The organism is Dyadobacter bucti (assembly GCF_005869225.1).
Classification (GTDB): domain Bacteria; phylum Bacteroidota; class Bacteroidia; order Cytophagales; family Spirosomataceae; genus Dyadobacter; species Dyadobacter bucti.
The window spans coordinates 19150-41150 of sequence record NZ_SWFP01000019.1; the positions used below are offsets into that span (position 1 = coordinate 19150).

18 protein-coding genes are annotated in these 22001 nt (G+C 45.4%); 8 read left to right on the forward strand and 10 right to left on the reverse strand.

Translation table 11 applies throughout. The features are described 5' to 3' along the window. Nucleotides 1-4: 4 nt before the first annotated feature. The 7 genes from FBF61_RS32760 to FBF61_RS32790 all read right to left on the reverse strand — a co-directional run bounded on the left by FBF61_RS32760 (nt 5) and on the right by FBF61_RS32790 (nt 5869). Complete coding sequence (locus tag FBF61_RS32760) at nt 5-1138, reverse strand: hypothetical protein (RefSeq protein WP_138485217.1); 1134 nt, start codon at nt 1136-1138, stop codon at nt 5-7. 93 nt (nt 1139-1231) lie between these two features. Continuing rightward, nucleotides 1232-1813 (reverse strand): hypothetical protein, encoded by a 582-nt coding sequence (locus FBF61_RS32765; RefSeq protein ID WP_138485218.1) that lies wholly within the window; start codon nt 1811-1813, stop codon nt 1232-1234. A gap of 23 nt (nt 1814-1836) precedes the next feature. Then, entirely contained in the window at nt 1837-2406 is a 570-nt protein-coding gene (locus FBF61_RS32770; RefSeq protein WP_229215332.1) for a thermonuclease family protein, read from the reverse strand. Between the two features lie 51 nt (nt 2407-2457). Continuing rightward, nucleotides 2458-2856: a hypothetical protein gene (locus FBF61_RS32775; protein WP_374756641.1), complete on the reverse strand. Its 399-nt coding sequence runs from the start codon at nt 2854-2856 to the stop codon at nt 2458-2460. Nucleotides 2857-2885: 29 nt separating this feature from the next. Continuing rightward, the gene (locus FBF61_RS32780; protein WP_138485220.1) at nt 2886-4118 is read right to left on the reverse strand and encodes a sulfite oxidase; all 1233 of its coding nucleotides are present in this window, start codon (nt 4116-4118) and stop codon (nt 2886-2888) included. Between the two features lie 215 nt (nt 4119-4333). Beyond that, nucleotides 4334-5125, reverse strand: a complete 792-nt coding sequence (locus FBF61_RS32785) for a ferritin-like domain-containing protein (RefSeq protein WP_138485221.1) — start codon at nt 5123-5125, stop codon at nt 4334-4336. 27 nt (nt 5126-5152) lie between these two features. Continuing rightward, nucleotides 5153-5869 carry a ferritin-like domain-containing protein gene (locus FBF61_RS32790; RefSeq protein ID WP_138485222.1) on the reverse strand — a complete coding sequence of 239 codons (717 nt, stop codon included), beginning with the start codon at nt 5867-5869 and terminating at the stop codon, nt 5153-5155. Between the two features lie 801 nt (nt 5870-6670). Between FBF61_RS32790 and FBF61_RS32795 the strand changes: the two genes are divergently transcribed. From FBF61_RS32795 to FBF61_RS32810, 4 genes are all read left to right on the forward strand, one after another. Beyond that, a complete protein-coding gene (locus FBF61_RS32795) occupies nt 6671-8527 on the forward strand; it encodes a T9SS type A sorting domain-containing protein (RefSeq protein WP_166444681.1) in 1857 nt (618 codons plus the stop codon). After that, the gene (locus FBF61_RS32800) at nt 8524-9114 is read left to right on the forward strand and encodes a hypothetical protein (protein WP_138485224.1); all 591 of its coding nucleotides are present in this window, start codon (nt 8524-8526) and stop codon (nt 9112-9114) included. Before FBF61_RS32795 ends, FBF61_RS32800 begins: the two co-directional genes overlap by 4 nt. Before the next feature lie 73 nt (nt 9115-9187). Continuing rightward, nucleotides 9188-9493, forward strand: a complete 306-nt coding sequence (locus FBF61_RS32805) for a hypothetical protein (protein ID WP_138485225.1) — start codon at nt 9188-9190, stop codon at nt 9491-9493. Nucleotides 9494-9629: 136 nt separating this feature from the next. Beyond that, on the forward strand, nt 9630-11006 hold the full coding sequence (locus tag FBF61_RS32810; RefSeq protein ID WP_138485226.1) for a sigma-54-dependent transcriptional regulator: 1377 nt from the start codon (nt 9630-9632) through the stop codon (nt 11004-11006). On the opposite strand, the gene FBF61_RS32815 is transcribed toward FBF61_RS32810, so the two are convergent. From FBF61_RS32815 to FBF61_RS32825, 3 genes are read right to left on the reverse strand one after another with little or no spacing between them, the layout of a single operon-like run. Continuing rightward, nucleotides 10994-13687 (reverse strand): hybrid sensor histidine kinase/response regulator, encoded by a 2694-nt coding sequence (locus FBF61_RS32815; protein WP_229215333.1) that lies wholly within the window; start codon nt 13685-13687, stop codon nt 10994-10996. The genes FBF61_RS32810 and FBF61_RS32815 overlap by 13 nt on opposite strands. Nucleotides 13688-13729: 42 nt before the next feature. Next, complete coding sequence (locus tag FBF61_RS32820; RefSeq protein WP_138485227.1) at nt 13730-15667, reverse strand: c-type cytochrome; 1938 nt, start codon at nt 15665-15667, stop codon at nt 13730-13732. Between the two features lie 29 nt (nt 15668-15696). After that, complete coding sequence (locus FBF61_RS32825; RefSeq protein WP_229215334.1) at nt 15697-17514, reverse strand: 3-keto-alpha-glucoside-1,2-lyase-like domain-containing protein; 1818 nt, start codon at nt 17512-17514, stop codon at nt 15697-15699. Between the two features lie 218 nt (nt 17515-17732). Between FBF61_RS32825 and FBF61_RS32830 the strand changes: the two genes are divergently transcribed. The 4 genes from FBF61_RS32830 to glgP all read left to right on the forward strand — a co-directional run bounded on the left by FBF61_RS32830 (nt 17733) and on the right by glgP (nt 21947). After that, on the forward strand, nt 17733-18497 hold the full coding sequence (locus FBF61_RS32830; RefSeq protein ID WP_138485228.1) for a 3-keto-disaccharide hydrolase: 765 nt from the start codon (nt 17733-17735) through the stop codon (nt 18495-18497). A 126-nt stretch (nt 18498-18623) separates the two neighbouring features. Continuing rightward, nucleotides 18624-19190, forward strand: a complete 567-nt coding sequence (locus tag FBF61_RS32835) for a hypothetical protein (protein WP_138485229.1) — start codon at nt 18624-18626, stop codon at nt 19188-19190. A 97-nt stretch (nt 19191-19287) separates the two neighbouring features. Beyond that, nucleotides 19288-20133 (forward strand): hypothetical protein, encoded by an 846-nt coding sequence (locus tag FBF61_RS32840; protein ID WP_138485230.1) that lies wholly within the window; start codon nt 19288-19290, stop codon nt 20131-20133. A gap of 167 nt (nt 20134-20300) precedes the next feature. After that, nucleotides 20301-21947: an alpha-glucan family phosphorylase gene (gene glgP / locus FBF61_RS32845; RefSeq protein WP_138485231.1), complete on the forward strand. Its 1647-nt coding sequence runs from the start codon at nt 20301-20303 to the stop codon at nt 21945-21947. Nucleotides 21948-22001 lie beyond the last annotated feature (54 nt).

Consider the following 22001-nt stretch of genomic DNA (forward strand, 5'->3'; position numbering starts at 1 on the left):
TTTCTTACTCTCCGCTTTTCTGGATCAGATTGAGTTGTTTGCCCGTCAGCTCATTTTTCATACGGCGGGCAAGGTAAAACTCACTTTCAAAAAGCTTGATCAGCATATCCCTTTTTGCATAAAGCCGGTCACGCTCTGTTTCATCCGCATTTTGCTCACGCAGGATCTGCCATTTTTTTACACGAAGCTCATCCAGCTCTTCCTGAAGGGTCACACATTCCGCCTCCCGGTTGTAAGTGTTGTCCAGTGATTCGCGACGGTCATTGCGGGTCATGAGCCAGGATTGCAGATCGTTGCGAAGAACGGTGATGTTGCTCAGCAACAACTTTCCTGCGAAGAGGAAGAGGAAGAAAACAAATACAAAAAGTGCAAAAGCCTGCCACCAGCTCTGGTAGGAAATTACGTTGGCGAACACAAACAAAGCTGCTGCAAAAGGCAGCCCGATCTCTTCCAGAAGTGTTTTCCAGTTCACGCGCGACTCAGAATCATGGAATAAAGATATGCGGCCAAAAAGGCTGAACATACCAGCCAGAAAAACACCCAGCGAAATCCAGGAGTTATCAGCAAAAGCGGGCTTCAACGATTCCTTGATCAGAAAAAAATTGCCGAGACACATGGCTACACAAAGTGTGATACCGATCAGCGTTCTGGGCAAATGATGTCCGTTCGAGGCCGGAATAGCTGGATTTTTAAGTTTTTCCTGCAGTTCTTCGATCCTGTTGCTTTTTTGTCCGATAAAAAGGTTCAGTTCCTGTATGTGCTCATTATGCTGCTCAATCCTGCCGATATACCCGGCTGCGAGGGTGGAAAAATACTTGTGAATGATATCGGTTTTTTCGCTGGAGTCTGACTCGGAAAGTCCGAATAAGACGCCTTCATCCCGTAATGTATCCTCGTCCTGTAGCCAGTAGGGGATAGGGACTTCAATTTTTGGGTTTTCTGATGGCTGCATTTTTAACGGGTCAGTCGCTGACATTGCATTTTGCCGGTTGTCAACATTTAAAGAGGAGGGAAGTGGGTTGCCGGTAGGTTGTGTCGCAGTTTCCTGTTCTGTTACCGGCTCATCATCATAATATTGGTTCTCGTCGGACTCTCTGGGACGGAACCAGTTGGTAAGGTACTCAGTCAATTTGGCCATAGTCAGATATGGATTAGCCTGCGATTTTCCATGAAAACAGTGAATTTAACAACATTATTGTGATGACCGGACATTAAAAAAGTTAAAATGCTCTTAGCTAGGCATTTCAAACATTTTTTGTAGGGCCTGCCAAAGTTTTTTCTTGAGGTTTCTGTCAGCTTCAATCACAGCCAGCGGATCGGCAAGAAGAAACCAGATTCCATCAATGGACTTTGGTGTGTAAGGAACCAGTAAAAGGTCCAATTTCAGCTTAATGAGGGGAACGCCAAATGTAATGAAGTAACTGGTCTTTTTATCTGAAAGGACTTTCCGGGCGTCGTGACCCGGCAGAAAACTGAAATTCAGGATGTCCGAATTTTCAATGGAGGAGCCGACCGCTTTCAGGATATTATCCAAAAATATGGCTTCGGAGGTGATCAGATCCTGTTTTTTAGGCTCGTCGGTCAATATCAGAATCTTATGCTTAAGCAAAGGAAAAACGTCCGTAACCGGGGCGCGTTCTCTGACTATAACAGGTGGTTGCTGCTTTACAGCTGAAATGGAGGGAGTTTCAGGTTCTTTTTGTTCTGGTGACTTGGGTTCCGGCGCGTTAACTGTCTCCACTGCTTTTTCTTCCAGATGAAACAGCGTTTCGTTCTGGTACATGATCTGAAAAAATGCCGGAGAAGAGCTCATGGATTTTGTTAGTAAAAAAGTATTTAGTTAAAGACCTGTCCGAACACACTTCCCGACTGGCTCCATATACCCAGTTTCTTTTTCTTTGCCTGAACTTCCAGATTGGCATATTCAGTGTTGCGGGAATATTTTTTAAAATGAACCGCCAGGCCCCTTTTAACCAACTCCTTATTTAAATTTTGACCGTTCGAAAGGATTACTTCTCCCAATAGCCGGCCATATTTATCAAATTCGCCGGTATGTCTGATCCGGACAGTTTGCCGGAAACATTTTTGGGAAGTATACTGCTTCGCCGACTGGTAAAATGGTCGTCCGCGTTCCGGGCAATTGATATGCAGGAGACGGATTCTTACTGGCTTGCCTGCCCGCCGTCCGGCTTTTCTTCCGGAATAAATATATTTTAATTCAATCGTGTCCCCATCCTGTATTCCGATTACTTCTGCTCTTAACGGATTTGGTAATTCGGCACTTCCCTGGATCAGCCCCTTTTTTTGATTCGGGATAATCTGGAAAGAAGCAGACCCAAAAGTTAAAGTCAGGATAAAAAGGTAATATGCAATTTTTCTTAAAGCGGGAGTATTCAAAAGATGCACGAGAACGGATTCATAACGGTTTTAAACGTTAAATATAGAGATAGTTTCCCGTCACTTTTCATTTAGCTTGTACCATTTGATGTCCTTCAGCGGAGCTCTGCGCGCGACAGTTGCAGATGGTGCATAGTTCTTTTCCAGATAGTCAAGCACTTGCTTTTCCGTTTCTCCAAGTTCCCATAAATTATGATTTGCCTGCATCCAGCGTATTTTTTGTTTCCAGCCATCCCGGGTAAAGCGGTTTTGCATGATAAGCTTAGACGAGTGGCAACTGGTACATTGCGCTTTGACCATATACAGGTTCGGATCTACGATCAATCCGGTTTCGGCGTCCTTTTTGATCGTATCTGCATTCGCTGTAGCAGTATATCCGGAAGTTACAGCAACATCTTTTTTATAGAAAGTGCCGGACATCAACGCCAAACCAGTCACGAGGACCAATAAAACTCTCATACTTGACATATTAACTTGATTTTCCCTAACTAACCTACTTTTACAGCTATCCTTTCGCATGCATTGTTCAGATAACCACCCGGGTTCCAGGCGGGCATGACCATCGGCTGTGAATTTCCTCTGTCATCTGTGGCGCGTGCCCACACTTCATAATAGCCTTTGACCGGGAATTTCACCTTGGTGCTCCAGTGTTGCCAGGCAAGCCTGTTTACAGGAGCTTCTGTCTTGCAGGTTTGCCAGGTCGCTCCAAAATCGATGGAAACCTCCACTTTTTTAACAGCGTGGTCACCCGCCCAGGCGTGGCCGCGTAGCGAGAGCTCGGTATCCTGTGAAATCATCGCACCTGATTTTGGATAAGTAATCAGCGATTTTACAGGCATGGATTCAATGATCCGGAAATATTCATCTGTTTGCGGAACATCTTCGCCCGGAGCTACGGGGCTTTTAGGCATTTTATAGCTATGGCCGTCCATTTTGGCGCCGTCATGTACCTTGTTTCTTACGGAAATCCGGTTCAGCCATTTGCCGGAAACCGAAGCCGGCCAGCCTCCTATCACCAGCCGTAACGGGTAGCCGTGGAATTCGGGAATATCTTTTCCATTCAGTTGCCATGCAATGAGCGTTTCATCTTCCAGGGCTTTTGCAATCGGGACTCCTCTCGAGATCGGCTCTTTTTTCGGGTCCCGGCTGAGGTGGATGTCACTGCCATGGTAACCAATATATACAGCATCGTTTTTTATGCCGACATCTGCTAATACATCTTTCAAACGGATGCCTGTCCACTGCGCGCAGTGAACGGCTCCTTGTCCCCATTGATTACCCGAGGCGGGAGGCTGGAATCCTGAGCGACCGTTTCCGCCACATTCGAGTACCAGCTGATAAGTATAATGTTTGAAACGCTTTTTCAGCTCATCGAGGGTATAAGTTCTTTTTGACTTCGCAGATTCCCCGTCAATGGTCAGAGTCCAGTTTTTCACATCTGTTTTATCCGGGACCAGTCCGTTGTTCCTGATGAACATTTTATCCACAGGTGTAATGCGGTCGTCGAGCAGATGAACAGGTGATTCTACGTTCCAAGGCTTGTCTCCCTGTACGATCATGTCAGGATTTTTACCTTTCAATGCATCATTTTCATCAAACAGGATCGGTACATAGCCTTTTGGAAGTTTATCGGCAAAAACGATTTCTGTACCCAGGCTCGCTGCCAATGCGGAGAGGCTGGTAGTTTTTAAAAAATGTCGTCTGTTAAATGCAGGGTTCATTTCGGTGTTAGGGAATTTATAATATCAACGGCCAAATTTAAACAAACCATATTTGTTAAACACCGCATAATGTAAACTTACCCTTATCAATGACATTAAAACGAAAAAACAGGTTACCGATCTGGTAACCTGTTTGAGTCAAAGTAGTGTGTTGCTACATTTTGGACGATATAGTCACATCAAAATGTGTCTGTGCCCGTAGAGGAAGTCTACATTTATTTTTTGAAAAATGGCCCAGCTATTGCCAGTACAGCTTCTTTACTCAATGGCTCATCAAACGCCTCCGTGATCGCGGCAGGAGATTTGGAAGCAAGTCCTGTTAAATCTACTCCACCCTGAGTCATATTGTCTTCACCCGCATAAATAGCTGCAACCGCCCCTGCTTTCCCAGTGATCCAGCCTTTCATGGCTGCGTTTCCTGTAACAGTGGCCGCAAGCCGACGAACAACCGCCGCGTGGCGTGCCTCCACCGAGTGTACTTGCAATGCATATTCAAGGATCTGGGGATCAGCAATCAATGCGCCAGCCTGTCCTTTGTATGCACGTACTCCAGTATCTTCCAGCGCGCTGGAGACAGTTACGAAAGTTGCGTAGTTGGTCAGTACATCACCAAAAGCACCACCGTAGAACAAATCGAATGTTGGTTTCGCAATCGCCTTGGCCCCCAAGGCCTTTACAAGAAATGCAACGTGCTGTGTTTCGTGCTTGCCGATTTGGGTAAATATGGCTTTGTCAGCTGCAGGTATCAGGTTGGCAGCCGCGTTACCGGCTTTGTAAAATTCGTCTTCCAGGTATTCCAGGGTCAGCGCATAATTTAAGACATCCACTGCCGCTGCTGATTGCGCATAGGCTTTGTTGACTACGGAAGCAAATACGGTTGGAACTGCTACGGCCGCAAGTTTACTGCTTACGCGGTTCATAAAGTGACGACGTGTGGCATGCTCCAGGCGGCCTACTGCGTCACCATCGAATTTCTGAAATTCATCTATTATTTTGAAAATATCCATTTTTTCAGGTCTGATTAGTGTTGGGAATTATTTACCTACGTTGGCTCCATTGATCGTGTCCTTCACATAGCCTTTCACAGCAGCGAGGATATCTGCCGGTGCGACAGCTTTGTCGAATCCGTTTGCGTCAACGATGTCGTCTCCTGCAAATCCAGCTGTTTTTGGTGTAAGGAGATCGCGGATTACTGCGGCATGTCTTGCCTCTACCGAAACAATTTTCCCTGCCAGTAACAAGATGCCTCCGTCTTTAATGAGTTTTCCCGCACCGTTGTAAGCGGCAACGCCAGTATCTTCAAACAATTTTGCAGCTCCCAGTACTGCATCCCTTTTGGTGAAATCGATTGATGCAAAATTCGGTGTCAGACCTTTGATTGCATTCGCGCCTAGTGCTTTTTTGAAAAATTCAGCGTGTATAATCTCGTGGTCGCGGATATCAGTTAATATAGTCTTTTCCGCATCAGTCATGCCTGCATAGGGTGTTGCAATGACCTGTGTGTAGAATGCAGCTTCCAGCTGTTCGAGTGCGTAAGCATAATTAAGAACTCCCGTGTCGCCGCTTCCCAGATCCACTGTGTCTGTACCGGGGTTCATCGGGTCCGGATCATCGTCTTTGCAACTCAGCGCGAAAGCGCCTATGGAAGTTGCTAGTCCAGCAGAGCGCAAAAACAAGCGTCTGTTGACCGCTGACGTATTTTTCCTCTCTTGGTTGTCAGTGTTGTTGTCTGATTTCATTGTTCTGTTCATAGCAATAAAGGATTACTGAATTTCCGTTCGTCCGTCGAAGGATTGTTTGACAGACCTACGCCGATGCATTTACTTTAGATCAGAACAGACCGAAGGATTGGAATTGATATGGGCCGAAAACGACGTTTTGAGATCGCCCGGACATCAGAAAAAATATAGAGCATCAATGGTGTTTTTCTGATGTAACTTATTGATTAATAGGTAGTATACATACTGTCACGTATACTGTTTAAATTTAACCGTGAAAAAATTGTATAAAAAGTTTAAAAAAAATGGAGAAAAACAAAAAGGAGTCTATTTCTAGACTCCTGATGCTTTCAGACTAACCGATGAATAGGGGGGAAAATAACGTTGAGTAATAATGCCGAAACATATACTCAAAAAAATATGAATGTATAGCGTTAGATCATTTGTTAGTGTTGTAGCCTACTTTCTACAAATGTATGAAAAAATATTTCTACGAAAATATAATAGAATTTGTTACTGAACAACTGTTAGCGCTAAAAAATTTATATTTTTTTTAAATTCCACAATGTCAGGGGTTTATAGAAAATAAAGGTTCTGCAAGCGAAGTCGATAATGCGGTTAATTTCCTCAGTTTGTAGCAGAGTTCCTTGGGCGGGATTTGTATAATCCTGTTTTGAAAATTTATAAATAATTCAATTCTTATCTGAAATACCGTTAAATAATCCTTTAAAAAAGTCTTGCGGAAAGTGCAAGATCTCATGCGGTTTTTGCAAAAGGATCTGCGAAGTAATCCTGTTGATTTGTGAGGTAATTCACCTAACAATCAATATGAATATGAGCCCTGAACAATTTGTTAAATTTCGCTGCAGACGCCCATTGATGATTTGTGTTTGCTGCCTTTCAGCGTTGTTGTCTTTCGCGCAAACGGATGATTTCATCACAGAAATTCCAGTAGGAGAGATTGTGAGAAACGATGCATTAATAAGTTATGAACAGAACATACGACGACATGGAAATGTAAAAAACTTCACTTATGTCAAAATTGGAAGCTTGGCGCGGTCGCAAAAGGAGGGATATCTGGAGTTACGTATACCGGGGACGGAGAAGGTAATAACAGCGAAGGGCAAGAGCATAAAATATTTTTCGGAGAAGGACTATGAGTGGATCGGTAAAACGGACGAAGATCGTGGAACCGTCATATTATTGGCAAATAAAGGCCTGATTCAAGGACATATTTCCACTCCAGATGGTGTTTACGAAATCTTACCAGCCCCCGCGGACGGACTGTACACATTACAAGAAATTGAAAACTTGCGAATGGATGATGTAGGTTGTGTGGATTTTGCGGCAAAAGTTGGTAGAGAAAAGTCTTCGGATAAGCCTATAAAAGAAGGTTTCCAGCCATCAGGACAAAGAATGGATCCATGTAATTCACAGACCAATCCGAGGGTTTTGGTTTTGTATACGGCCAAAGCACTCGCTTTGGCCGGTGGTAATGTATCGGTGGTTGAAAATGTAGCCGCGATGGGTATTACTCAATTTAACTCTACTGTCAATAACAGCGGTGTTCAAAGCGGCGCCATATTATCGTTAGCGGGAGTTGCGCCTATCGGCCTGGTAGAAAAATCGTCGATAAGTAAAGACCTCGACACGTTGATTGCCAGCGGGGGCGCGTTTTTGCTTCGAAATATTTTTGCCGCAGATTTGGTGGTATTGTTTACCGACGGCGATTATTCAGGAGGCGATGTTCGGGGTGCGGCAGGATCAGTCACTCTGCAAAATGAAAAATCGTTTGCGATTGTCGAGATATGGGCTGCTACGGCAAACAAAACTTTTCCTCATGAAGTCGGTCATTTATTTGGCTGTCGTCATGATGGGCACGCTGGTTCGCCGTCCTATGCCCAGGGGCACAACATCTCAAACGGGCTGTTCATTGTGGACCGCACGATGATGAGTACCCATACTGCAAATGGTAGCAACAGGCTTCTCAATTTTTCAAATCCAAATATCAAGGTTGGAGGAAAAGCGACGGGTACATTAGATCATAACAATGCCAGGAGGATGAACGAGACTCATTCAATCGTGGGTAATTTTCAACCCAATCCTCCCGGAGCATTTAACGTGTATCTGGAAGGGCCAAGTTATGTAGCATCGGAAGGTCAACGAACCTATGAAATGGTGTACAAATGTGGTTCTGGATCTTATAGTTTTAGCTGGGAATACAGCTCAGACGGTATTAATTACTATGCTACCGGGTCAAATAGTGAAACACTGGATTGGTATTTCTATCAAAGTCAAACCTTGTATTTGAAAGGTACGATAACGGTGAACGGAAAGTCCTACCCGTCTTTTATGACCGTCGATGCTCAGATACCAAATTTTAATCGCTCAGGTGCTTCCGAACCAATTACTCTGGAAAATCAAAGTTTTGAAACATATCCCAATCCGACCGGAACGATTGTGAAAATACAGTTTAGCATTATCAAGTCTTCAAAGGTGGAGATTGATATTCTGGATCAGGCGGGCAAAAATATTCAATCAATAGTTGATGATCAGAAACCTTTGGAGGCGGGCAGTTACACCAGAGATTGGAATACCCGGAACGTTCCTGCAGGTGTGTATCTGTGTAGAGTGCGCACCGGAACAGAGACCATGATCAAACGTATTCTTGTAAACAAATCAGAGATATGAACAGAATCGTACTAAATATATTCCTGATAGTTTTGAATTTCGCATGTAGTTTAAAATATGATGTCAGACCCAAGAATCCTTCCTGGGGCTATCTGACCGCAAAAATGAACGGAGAGGAGTGGAATCAAACCTATCGAAAAGGGTATCAGGTTGTTCAGGGGATAACAGAGACACCAGGCAGCGAGGCTCTTTGCATAGACGAGCTGTATTATCTCAATACGGAACTATACACAGATCAAGGATTCATTAGGCAGAGTCTCAGTTTGGCGAAAGTGCCTCTTGCTAAGGGTAAATATAAAGTACGACCCTCTATGCTTGGTTACTGTAGCGACAATGATTCGGTTTATGGGATTTTTTATACTATGATTGATGACGGCTGTGTTTCTGGTGATGGATACAAAATTTTGGACAGTGCAGACAACTTTTTGCAGATCGATGACTATAATGCCAAATCAAAGGAAATAAAGGGGGCTTTTCAATTGACTTTTGTGCTTGAACGCGAAGGCGCTGATCATACCCTGCCCGATACGTTACGGTTTACCTCCGGGAAATTCCATACCAAAATAATGGATCTTCGAAGGCGATAGGTGAGCCGCTCCCACCAAATGGCAGGCTTTTTGCCTGTGAATTTTGTTTGAGCAACCATAAACTCCCATAACCATGAAAAAGGTCATTTTCTTTTTGGTTTCATTGTCAATGATTGCAATGACACAAGTTGAAGTAAGTTATGCCCAAAATGAACAAACAGCGATCAATGCAAAACAGGAGAAGGTCGCTGTCCGTGAGGAAGACTTGCCGGAAGCTGTCAAAACAGTACTTTCGGGAGATAGCTACGCGGGCTGGCAGGTTACCAGTGCCTTTCTGATTACCAAGGCGGATAATTCTCAGTTTTTCGAGATTTCGATAAAAAAAGGGGAAGAAATGGCTACAATTAATTTAGATAAAGACGGAAAGAAAGTCGATTAACCCGTATAGGATACATTTCGGAAATGAGTACATTTAAAAGCCGGAGAATTCTCCGGCTTTTGGCGTTTGTTTTTATAATTTTACATTTTATCCAATCGTTAAATTGTATTTATTTTTCGAAAATTGATTTTTTCCCATGGCTCACCTCCTCCTTGTAGAAGACGATAGTACATTTTCCAAATTGCTCAGTAATTTCCTGGGTAAGCATGGGCATCAGGTGAAAGTATGCACAAATATAAAAGATGCCAAAGAAGCGCTTAGCGGCAAAAACAATTCTGACGGCCCTTATGAAGTACTGATGCTGGACTATCGTTTGCCGGACGGTAATTCGGTTGACTTTTTAAAAATTATCAGAAATGAAGGAATCCGAATTCCTGCTTTCATTATGACCAGTTTTCATGATGTACGGACCGCGGTTACCGCCATGCAGATCGGCGCTTTTGACTACATAACAAAACCCGTAAACCCGGAAGAACTTCTGATGGTTCTGAGGGAGGCATTGAACAGGGGTGAGGAAGTGAGCGAGATAAAGGTTGAGCAAAAGACCAAGGTCAACGCAAAAATGGAAAAGCAGGCTCTGGAATTTATTGAGGGAAAAAGTGCTATATCCAAACAGCTCTATGAGTATGTGAGGTTGGTTTCACCGACCGATATGTCCGTGATTATTCAGGGTGAAAGTGGTACGGGTAAGGAACATGTGGCAAAATCCATCCACCGTTTGAGCAAGCGGAGCAATGGCCCGTTTGTTGCGATAGACTGCGGCTCATTATCCAAGGAACTAGCGGCCAGCGAGCTTTTTGGGCATAAAAAGGGTGCTTTTACAGGTGCCTTGCAAGATAAGATTGGTCAGTTTGAGGCCGCAGACGGCGGTACCCTGTTTCTGGATGAAATAGGAAACCTTGGTTATGATGTTCAGATAAAGCTGCTCCGGGCTTTGCAGGAGCGGATTATTGTTCCGATCGGTAGTACGCAGCAGGTAAAGGTGGATGTACGGCTTATCGCTGCTACAAATGAGGACCTTATGACAAGTGCTGCAAACGGGGATTTCAGGGAAGATCTTTATCACCGTCTCAATGAATTCAAAATAGAAGTTCCGCCACTCAGAAGAAGAGGGGAGGACATAGGGATTTTTATACAGCATTTTGTAGAAAAAGCGAACCAGGAGTTGGGCAGGAATGTGCGTGAGCTTTCCAAAGAGGTGATGGACGTGTTTAACAAGTACGACTGGCCGGGCAATCTCCGCGAACTGAACAATGTCATCAAACGACTGGTGTTGCTCTCCAAAGAAGAGGTCGCTACCCTGAGTGCCCTGCCTGCTGAAATGATCACTGCCATGGAAGATCAGCAGAAACCTTCCGGGTCCGACTTAAAGGCGCTTCAGGAAACACATGAGAAAGAAATGATAGAAAAAGTATTGCAGGAGGTGCGCTACAATAAAAGCAAGGCTGCAAAGCTATTGAATATCGACAGGAAGACGCTTTATTATAAAATAGAAAAGTATCATATTGAATGAGACAGGGCTCTTTCTTCTACCTGTTCGATCACCGCCCTGGCGTTTTCAGTCACTTCGATGATTTCCTCTATCGATACCTTTGACTCGTTTTGGCGTAGGGCTAGTTCAAAAGAGCGAAACCGCGCAGAAAGTTCTTTCGCCCCGATCTGCCCGGTGCGTCCCGCCATGCGGTGCATTACTTCGGTAATTTTGTCGAAAGCCCTGTTCTCGATTCCGGATTGAATCTTTTCAAGATCCGCTTTTGAATCTTTTACAAACTGCTCCAGAACATCCCTGAGCAAGCTTTCGTCCCCGAAAGTCATCTCATTAAGGATTGAAAAATCGAGTTCCGGTGCGAAAGTTTTCGATTCGCTCCCCGAAGGTTCCAGCAATGCTAGCAGCTCATTCGAATGAAACGGCTTCATTAAGATCCCGTCAAAGCCCATTTTTAGGAGGTTAGCCCGCTCTTCCGGTAGGGCCTGTGCCGTCAGCACGTAAAACTTCACGTCTTTCCCTACCGTCTTTCTCAGCCGCTGGCACAGGCTCGCGCCGTTCATGCCGGACATACGCATATCGGTCAGGACAAATTTCACATTTTCGTCCCATGGCCGGCTTAATACCTCCTCTGCTGACGAGAAGCAGGTATGGACAATGCCATTTTTTTCGAGAAGAGATGAGCACCACTTCAGGATAAATGCATCATCGTCTACAAGCCATACCTTACCCGAAACATGATAATCCTTCTCCTGTGGTTCGGCCAGTGTGATTTCAGATTTTTCTGCCTTTTTCATTCTGGTTTGAACAGAAAAAGTCGTGCCTTGCCCCAGACTGCTTTGAACAGTGATAGATCCTCTCATGCACTCTACCAACGCCTTTACAATGCTGAGGCCAAGTCCTGTTCCGCCATAGCGTCGCGAAATGGAAGGGTCAGCCTGCTCAAATTGGTTGAAAACGCGCTGCAGCTGCTCCTGTGAAAGACCGATCCCGGTATCCGAGACCTGATAATTGATATCGATCTCCTCGTCGTACTCTATCCCGGTCACTTTTAGGATTACTTCACCCTTTTCGGTAAATTTAATAGCATTCGTGAGGAGATTGTAGAGTATCTGGCGCAGACGGAAAGGATCACCGCTCAGGAAAATGTTGGGTGCCACATTGTTTTCCAGCAGCAAAACAAGCCCTTTGGAAGTGGCTGTGGGGCGAAGCATTTGCACAACCTCGTTCAGGAGCGGGCCGAAGGCGAAAGTACGTTCCTCAAAGCTGAACTGATCGGAAATAATGCGGCTGTAATCCAGGACGTCATTTACCAGGTACAATAAATGCTCGGAAGCGGAATGTAGCGTATCCAGGTCCTGTCGTTTCGGGGTTACATCATTTTTTAATGCCTCGGTATATCCGATAATGGATTGCAGGGGCGTACGAATTTCATGGCTCATATTAGCCAGAAACCGCTGTTTTGCCATGCTATGGTATTCAGCCTCTTCCTTTGCGTCTTCCAGCTGGCTGCGGTATTCGTTACTTTTTGTAATGTCTGTAAAGATCAGATAGGCAAGGAGGGCCGTCAGAAAAAAGAAACTGAGTATCACCCATTCTATCTGGGTTATGGTGGTTGCCACTACCCGTTTGGTTTTACGCTCGTTCTTGTTGGCTTGCTTAAGAACATCCTTTTCAATTTCCTGCATAACCCTAGAGAGCTGTCTTACCAGCGAATTTCCTGCGGTGGCGAGCTCCTGCTCACGGTCTACAAAACTGGTTGTCCGTATTCTTTGTGATTTCTCGATCGCATTAACCGCCTCTCCCACTTTTTCAATGGTACTATCCTCCTTGGTGACAGTGATGGTATCAACTTGTAAATTGACCTCCTGCTTCTGAAATACCTTAGCCGGAAGAGGGGCCACCTTCTTTACCTTTTTTGAGCCAAACATCCGGTTGAAAAAACCTTTTTTTGATGCAGTTTGGGCAGGGGAAGTTGTGGTGTCCGGGATTTCCGCAGTATACACCGTAGTGGTGGTGGTCCTCTTTTCTGTTTTCACAACAGTGCTGTCAGGTTTTAGTTTTGTTGTGATCAGTCCGGAAATAGTCTTGACTTCCTCGGAAAGTGCCTGGTTATTGACGAGTTTGGACCGCACTTTTACATAATCACCGTAGATCTTTTCCCGCTCCTTGAGAATATTTTTCATTGAATCGATCCTGATGATCTGCATCGCATCATCCATATTCAAGTTACTGAGCGAGTCAAGCGTAGCGATAAGCTGGGCGGATTGTGCAAAGAACTGCTTTCTTTTATCGTCACTCCCGACGGTATTCGCGTTTTGCAAATGATCCAGTTCGAGTAAGTTTTTGAAAATCTTATTAACAAGCCTGAGCTTGTCATTGGGGGTGGACAAGACTTCAATCTGGTCAAGCATGTTGCCGAATGCATGCTTGCTGATGTACCAGGATGCGCTCAGGGCAACCGCAGCAATGAAAAAGCCCAGCAAGACTTTGCCTTTAACAGACTTTAAAAATGAAGGGTCACGCAGAGTTGGCATATTGGACGAAAAATGGTCAGTGTCAATTAACGAAACAGCCCGCATGAAATGTGCAGTGTGGTGCGGTGAGCAGCGTTCATTATGTGAAGATAATGGATAAAAGGCTAAGGTAGAAGCGATTTCCCAGTAAACACGAGCGGCTGCCGTATCAACCGGCAGCCGCTCAGGCATTTTAAGAATTCCGAAATCCGAAGCTCGGTAAGATCCGTTCAGTTATTTCGCAAGTGAATTGATCCACGCAGCGATTTTTGCGGCATCTGCTTTTGACACCTGGGGCATCGGAGCCATCGGCGTCGCATAGTCCGGCCAGTTTTCAGGCTTAGGATTGTAGATCAGATCCACGATCTGTTCGTTGGTGTATTTTCTTTTGGCTACATCTACATAAGAAGGACCAACTACCTTTTTGTCGGAAGCATGGCAGGCCAGGCAGGTATTTTTAGATAAAAGTGGTTTTACCTCTTCCCAGGTCGGTGTTTTAGAGGCTACTCCCGCAGCTGCTTTACCGGCACCGTCAGGAGAAACGTGTTCTTTGGCGGGTGCCGTGGAAGATGAGCCAACAGCATTTCCTGATCTCGTTGTTTTAAGGTCGGAGACTTTCAGTTTTTCGCCATCAGGAATATTGTTCAAAGTATAGTAAGCATCGGTATGTACCAGTGACCAGCTGTTTGTCGCAGCTCTGACACCTTCCAGCTGAATTTTGTGCACATAATACTGGCGCATTCCATCCAATACGATCCTTACCTTCTTGGCATCGTCGGATAGTTTTACACCTTTTATTTTCACGTCCTCCATATTGATAGCAGGACTTCCGTAAACAGGGTAATGTTTGTACAGGTAGCTGCTCACTTTATAAGAATCAAGGTCTTCGGCAGATTTGCGGTCAACAGGCATGGTGAACTCAATTTCAAAGCCGTCGGGCATTGCTTTAACTGTGTACATTTCAAAAGGCATTTTGCCATTCCACACCAGACGTTGCAATCCCTGGTTGGCATCGCCGGCAGAGCCCCATCCGCGGTTTGTTTCTCCCACGAACATAGAACCGTCCTTGTCAAAAGCCATCCGTAACACCCCCGACTGGAAGCCGCTCCGGAAACCGATACTGGCACCCTGATACTCTCCTTTCACCTTTTCAAGTACTACACGCATGATGTTGCTCTGTCCCTGGTCTCCCACAAACACCTGTCCGGTAAAAGGCCCGAAGCCGCCTTTGGTATCATCCAGGATCAATTCTGCGGTAGATACCCCGTGGACCCCATAAGGCAACCATACAGCAGGCAGCTGCACCATATCGTACTTTTCTTTCAGCTGGTAAAGGAACTGGGGAGTTTCATTTCCGGTATTTTCAGGTTTGATCGCACGTCCCTGAGCGTCTTTGTGCTGGCGGTTGTCACGCTCTGCAAAGAATTGTTTTTCAGTTAGTTTAACTGGTGAATTTGGTAAGCCGGCCCAGCGTAATCCTGCGGGGTGGCCCATGAAAGCTCCTTTTTTAACCTGAAAAATCCCGCCGGTTCCCATCCAGTCACCCTGGTTGTCAGTGTAAAAAAGCTCTCCGTTCAGCATGCTGATACCCGCTGGGGAACGAACTCCGGTTGCGTATGGCTCATATTTACCGTCGTTGGTAATATGGAAAATCCATCCACGGCCAGGGACGCGGCTTTCACCTCTCCACCATTCCTCATCTCCAAATGCCACGTTTCCACTCACGAAAAAGCTGCCATCCGGAGCCAGTTTTGGCCCGAAAGAATATTCATGGTAATGCCCGGACAATGGCCATGCGTAAACCGTTTCGTAGATATCCGCTTTTCCGTCGCCATTCTTGTCGATCAGCTTGGTAAGCTCGCCGCGCTGTGCGCAGTACAAGGCACCTTCTTTGTAGGCAAGGCCCAGAATCTCATGAAGCCCTGTCGCGAACTTTCTGAAATAAGGCGTGCGGCTGGTAGGGTTGTCGACGATCCATACTTCACCGCGTCTGGTAGAAATGGCAAGGGAACCGTTCGGCATCGTTGTCAGCCCGCCTACTTCAAGGATAATTCCTTCCGGGATCGGCGGGGTGATAATCTTGTAGAAATCTTCTTCTTTCGGGGACTCCTGAGCTTTGAGCATGGTCAGGGTAGCCAAAAGGGCAAATGCTATGTGAGCAATTTTTTTCATTTTATACAATAGTATGATAGAGAATAAAATCAGAACAGGATGGAGTACTTAATTTCGCCGTTGCTAACAGGTACCAGCAGTTCCTGCTGACCGTTTGCGCTTCTGATCTCAGGTTTTAAATTTTTATCGGAGAGCTGGATGTAGTACGACTTGTTATCCACCGCATAAAGCCCGTCTGATATTTTTTCAATGGAGCTGCCGTCCGCAAGTCTGGCCACCAGGTCCTTTACAGGGTTATTCACTTTTACGATCCGCTCGAAATACTGATTGTTAACAACCGAGATGTAGTCGGTAACATTGGAGCCAAACGCCTGATACTGGAAAGTCGGTACGTCCGTATCATCCAGTACATATCCTTTTGGGCGATATCCGCTTCCGGTGGTATCTGCGGCCCATTTTGAGCCGGCGTTTGCTTTTCCAAGCAGCATATCGTCGCCCAGAATAGTTACACTTCCGCGTGGACGGGACGAACCGTCGCCACGGTCATGCCACATCGGCGTTGCATCCAGAAACTCTCCGCGCCAAACCTGAAGTACAGTGCCTTTGTCCAGGTCATACGTGTAGTGCAGGTTGGTAGGGCTTCCTACTGATACGGCATGGACAATCCGCTGACTTTTCTGGGCGTTACCCTTTTTGAAATCCATGAAACTTCTTGTGATGGTATTTGTTCCCGCTGAGATCAGGATCGGATCATTGGAACCGCCTGGCAGTGCTGAGCTTTTGGTATGATAAGCCACTTCCCTGAAACCGGGACCGTTTACCCATAATCCCAATACCGGCTTCATCCAGCCATCTCTTTTATTGGTAAAAATTTCGATGGTATGGTCACCTGCTTTCAGGTTCACAGATCCCGTGCGGTAATCATTATTGGTTTTCCACTGAGCGTCTATGACGAACTTGCCGTCGATTTTCAGATACGAATTTCCGGAAGCCTGCAATTTGAAATTATAGTCTCCGGCTGTCGGGGCATTGTATTTACCCGTATATACATAAGAATAATTGTTGTTTTCTCTCAGTATTTCCCAGGTAAGTGCTTCCGATTTCCCTGTTTCTGCCGGCGTATGTTTCGAAAGGTCCTCGGTTTCGAGGAGTCCGCCATAATAAGTCTTGTAAGTCAGACCTGACAATGTGCCCGGTTTTTTGTCAAAATTGTTGATGGTGATATTTTTGATCGCCAGAGATCCGTGGTCGCCCTGAAAACGAAGCGGGCCCATAGCCACATCTTCGGTAGTCAATGATCCGCGGGTAGGGCCGCTTACTTCCACATTTTCGTGGATCGTAATGCCATTCAGCACTACAGATAAAAATACTGCATTGGAGATTTTCTTGCCATTGGCATCAAAACGGGGAGCCTGGTAAGAGATTTTGATGTTCTGCCACAAGCCGGGAGCTTTGGCTACATTGAAACGGGGCGCATATCCCTCGTATCCTTTTTCACCTTCGGGCTTGGAGTCGTTCCAGCGTTCGTAAATCCCGCCGCAGTCATTATACTTGGCAGATTTTTTACCCCAGCTGTCAAAAAGCTGGACTTCGTAGTTCCCCTGCAGGTAAATACCAGAATTCGATCCTTTGCTCAGCATGAAGTCCAGTTCAATGTCCAGGTCCCCGTGCTTCAGCTTTGAAATAAGCTCGTACTCATTGCCGTATTTGCCTTTTTCGTGGATGCATGCCAACACCCCTTTCCCGGGTGTAGTGGTCAATGTGTTTTCTTTCGAAATGTCAGCTGATGCATTACCTACAATCTTCCAGTTGTCGGATTTGGTCGTAAATGCACTGAGATCGTTAAGAGGGATAGCTTGCTGTGCGTAAGCAGATTGCATGGCAAATCCTGCAAGGCTGCAAGCCATAAGTTTTAAAAAAGTACTTTTAAATTTAAACATACCAGAAGTAAGCTTAGTCGGTTTTAGATTAAATGCCTGGTTGTTGGCACGATACAAATTACGATATAAGAATTGGGAAAATTACATTTAATTAGATGAGAATCGTTTTTGTTATTGCTTTTACTTAATGTTGTATTTTGATATTATTTCACGAGTTATCAGACCAAAAACAGTTACTTCCTAAAATGAAAAAACTAATTCTTACCGCGTTCAGCATTGCAACGGCCTTTGCAGCAAATGCACAGTTGCAACCCGCTAAACAAACTCCTGAGTCTAGCGAAATGTGGAGTCCGGTACCACGGGTGGTAACGCCTGGTAAAAATTCACCATCTGTTTCGGGGTTCACTGCACCTTCTGATGCAATCGTTTTATTTGACGGGAAAAACCTCGACAGCTGGGTTTCCGGCAAGGATGGCAATTCGCCTGCTCCGTGGACAGTTGCGGACGGGATTATGACTGTTAAGCCTAAATCCGGTGATATTCAGACCAAACAGACTTTCGGAGACTATCAGCTTCATATCGAGTGGCGCACGCCTGCCAAAGTGGAAGGCAGCAGCCAGGGAAGAGGGAACAGCGGTATTTTCATGCAGGGGATTTATGAGCTTCAGGTGCTGGACAGCTACAATAACCCTACCTATTCAAACGGACAGGCCGGGTCTATCTACAAGCAAACTATGCCTTTGGTGAATGCATCCGTTGGGCCGGGCGAGTGGCAGACTTATGATGTAGTTTACACTGCACCGCATTTCAATAAAGACGGACAAATGCTCATCCCTCCTTACATTACCGTGATCCACAATGGTGTGTTGGTACAAAACCACACCATGATACAGGGAACCACACCGTACGTCGGCCAGCCGGTGATCGAGCCACATGGAAAAGGGCCGATCAAATTGCAGGATCATAACAATACGACCAGTTTCAGAAATGTCTGGATCCGCGAATTGTAAGCGGCCGGATTTTATTCAGGTATAATATTTTAAAGGCTTAAATGGTGTAATAGACCGTTTAGGCCTTTCTTTTTTAAGAAATCGATATCTTAGTCAATAGTATTATTTTTTCGGTAATTGCTGACCATGCAGGAAATTGAACCTTATTACAACTGGGAAAAGCATTATGTTGCCAGTCACGATGAACGGTCGCCATTTTACCGCCGGACGTACAATCTGGACTACTTCGAAAATGCAATTTACGGGTACTATATACATCCTATGTGGGACGAGATAGGCTCGGAGACGCTTTATGTAAAAATCCTGTTTGCGGATTATGCCAGGCATTTTGTGATCATTGAGATGTTTGGAGAATGGAATGATGCCCTGCACAATGATATCATGTTCCTGAAACGCCAGGTAGTGGACCCGCTGGTGGAACAAGGTATCAATCAGTTTATTCTGCTGGGAGAAAATGTCCTCGATTTTCATGGAGGTGATGATGATTATTACGCCGAGTGGTTTGACGACATTGAGGACGGGTGGATTGCGGCTGTGAACTTTCGGGAGCATGTGGAGGAACAATGGAAACGGTTCAGGCTGGATTACTATATTAATTTTGGCGGTACACTGCAGCTCAATAACTGGCGCACGCTGATGCCCGAGCCCTTTTATGAGTTGGTTAAAAAATTGATGATAAGAAGGTTAGAGTGAAGAAAAGGTGCGTAAATTGCTTGGAACGTTGCCAACTCCTTTGTAGCTTTCGAAATCATCTCAACATTTTATTTTTTACCTTAAACCTTGATTCCTGATGGCCGATAATGAAAAACCTACCCCAGAGGATGCAAAAGAATCGCTGGAAAACAAGACAGAAGATCTGAAAGCTACTGCCGCCGAAGCCAAAGACGAGATTGTGGACAAAGCGGTGGAGGTTAAGGATGAGGCCGAAGTGTTAGCGGAAGCAAAAGCAGAAGAGCTTGAGACGAAAGCTGACGAAAAAATAGAAGAAGCCAAAGAAACTGTTTCAGAAGTGAAGGAAACGGTTACCGAAAAAGCTGTTGAGGTGAAAGCTGCTGCGGAGGAAAAAGCTGTTGAAGTAGAAGCTGCCGCGGAAGAAAAGGTAGAAGATGTAAAGGAAGCTGTGGCTGATGTGGCTGATACCGTGGAGGCGAAGGCCGAAGATGCAGCGGTGGCGGCCGAAGAAAAAGTTGCTGAGGTGAAGGAAGCTGCTGCTGATGTAAAAGAGGAAGCAACGGCCAAGGTGGAAGAAGTCAAAGAAGAAGCAATTGATAAGGTCGACGAAATTAAAGCGGCATTCACGGAAAAAGCGGGACAGCTGCAAAACGAAGTTGAGCTGAATATCGCAGCCGGAAAAGTCAAAGCGCAGGAAATTGTCGCTGATCTCAGCGAAAAAGCAGAGGACCTGAAAGAAGCGGCAGCCGAAAAGTTTGAAGACCTCAGGGAAGATGCTGCGGAAGCATTTGAAGAGGCAAAAGAAGTGGCAGCGGAAAAACTCGCGGAGGCTCAGGCCAAAGCCGCAGAGCTCAAAGCCAAAGCAACGGAAGAACTCGCTGAGCTGAAAGAAACTGCTTCTGAAAAAATAGAAGAGACCAAGACCAAAGCAAAAGGTTTCTGGGCCAGGTTATTCGGCAAATAATAGATTTTAATCAAAAAATAATATGAAGCGTCTGCCTGTTGATTTGGGCGGACGCTTCTTTTTTATATAATTAGCATATCGAAGTGGCACAACTTTGTAATTAAAAAAGCTGTCAGGCCAAGGGGCCGAACCCGCAGCCGGTTTTTATTCACTTAATTTCATCATTGATGTCTCAGCAAACCTTCTCCATTCCTTTCAAACATCCCTTTAAGGCGGATAAAAAGTTTCAGAAATCAGTAGCATACTTTTCCATGGAATTTGCCGTGGACCAGGCGCTTAAGATTTATTCGGGTGGCCTGGGCTTTCTGGCGGGGTCCCATATGAGAAGCGTTTACGCACTGAAACAGAACCTGATCGGGATCGGTATGCTATGGAAATATGGATATTACGATCAGGGACGGAAAAAGGATGGCAGTATGCAGCCGGAATTTCATGAAAAGATGTATTCGTTTCTGGTGGATACGAAGATCCGTTTTCAAATCCCCCTGCTTGGAAAACAGGTTTGGGTAGCGGCATACTATCTTCCGCCAGATGTTTTCCATTCTGCCCCTTTGTTTTTGCTTACCACAGATACCGACGGGAATGATGAATCTGCCAGGGCGATCAGTTACAATCTTTACGATTCGGATGTGACCTACAAGGCGGCTCAGTGTATGATCCTGGGTATCGGCGGGGCCAGACTTCTGGAAGAGCTGGGCTACGAGCCGCAGGTTTATCATTTCAACGAAGCGCATGCGGTATCAGCCATATTTCATTTGTTCAAAAAATATAAAAAAGTGCCGGAGGTAAAGAAGCGTGTGGTGTTTACTACGCACACACCTGAGGAGGCGGGTAATGAAAAACACGATATTCATTTTCTTGAAAACCTGGGTTTCTTTTCCGGACTGCCTTTGGAAACCGTCAGGAAAATCAGTGGGATCAAAGATGACACATTTAATCATTCCCTCGCAGCGCTGAGTTTGAGCAGGAAAGCTAACGGGGTCTCGAAGCTGCATGGGGAAGTTTCCCGTAATATGTGGAAAGCGCATCCCCAGATCGCTGAAATTGACCATATCACCAATGCCCAGAACAATGCTTACTGGGTCGACAAACAACTGGAGCAATTCCGCCTAGACAAGGAACTTGAAAAGATAGCAGTCCGGAAAAAGGAGCTGAAAGCCGTTCTGTTTAAAACGGTGGCGGATCAGTGTGGGAAAATATTTGATCCTGATGTACTTACGATTGTATGGGCGCGCCGTTTTGCAGCCTATAAACGTGCCGATATGCTGGTCTGGAATATGGAACGCTTTGCCAGAATGATGGCCGATGCCGACCGTCCTGTTCAGATGATATGGGCCGGAAAGCCGTACCCCAAAGATGAGGGTGCTGTGAATACATTCAATCATCTTTTTTATCTCAGCCATCTTTTTCCCAATATGGCGGTACTCACAGGCTATGAACTCGCATTGTCCAAATTGTTGAAAGACGGCTCGGATGTCTGGCTGAATAATCCCGTAGTAACCCGGGAAGCTTCCGGCACCAGCGGGATGACTGCGGCCATGAATGCCTCGCTGAACCTTTCTACTTTCGATGGGTGGATCTGTGAATTTGCAAAAGATGGCGAGAACTCGTTTATCCTGCCTGTTGCAAAGGGTGAAGATATCAACAAACAGGACTGCGACAACCTGATGGAAAAGCTGGAAAACACCGTTATTCCTACTTATTATTCAGATCAGAAAAAGTGGCAGCAAATGGTGCTGAACAGCATGAACGATGTAAATGTAGATTTCAACTCAGACCGCATGGCGCGGGAATATTATGAGAAGTTGTATTAACACTGAACATTGGCAATTTTAGATTGAAGCGTTTATTGGTTAAATTGCTTTCGT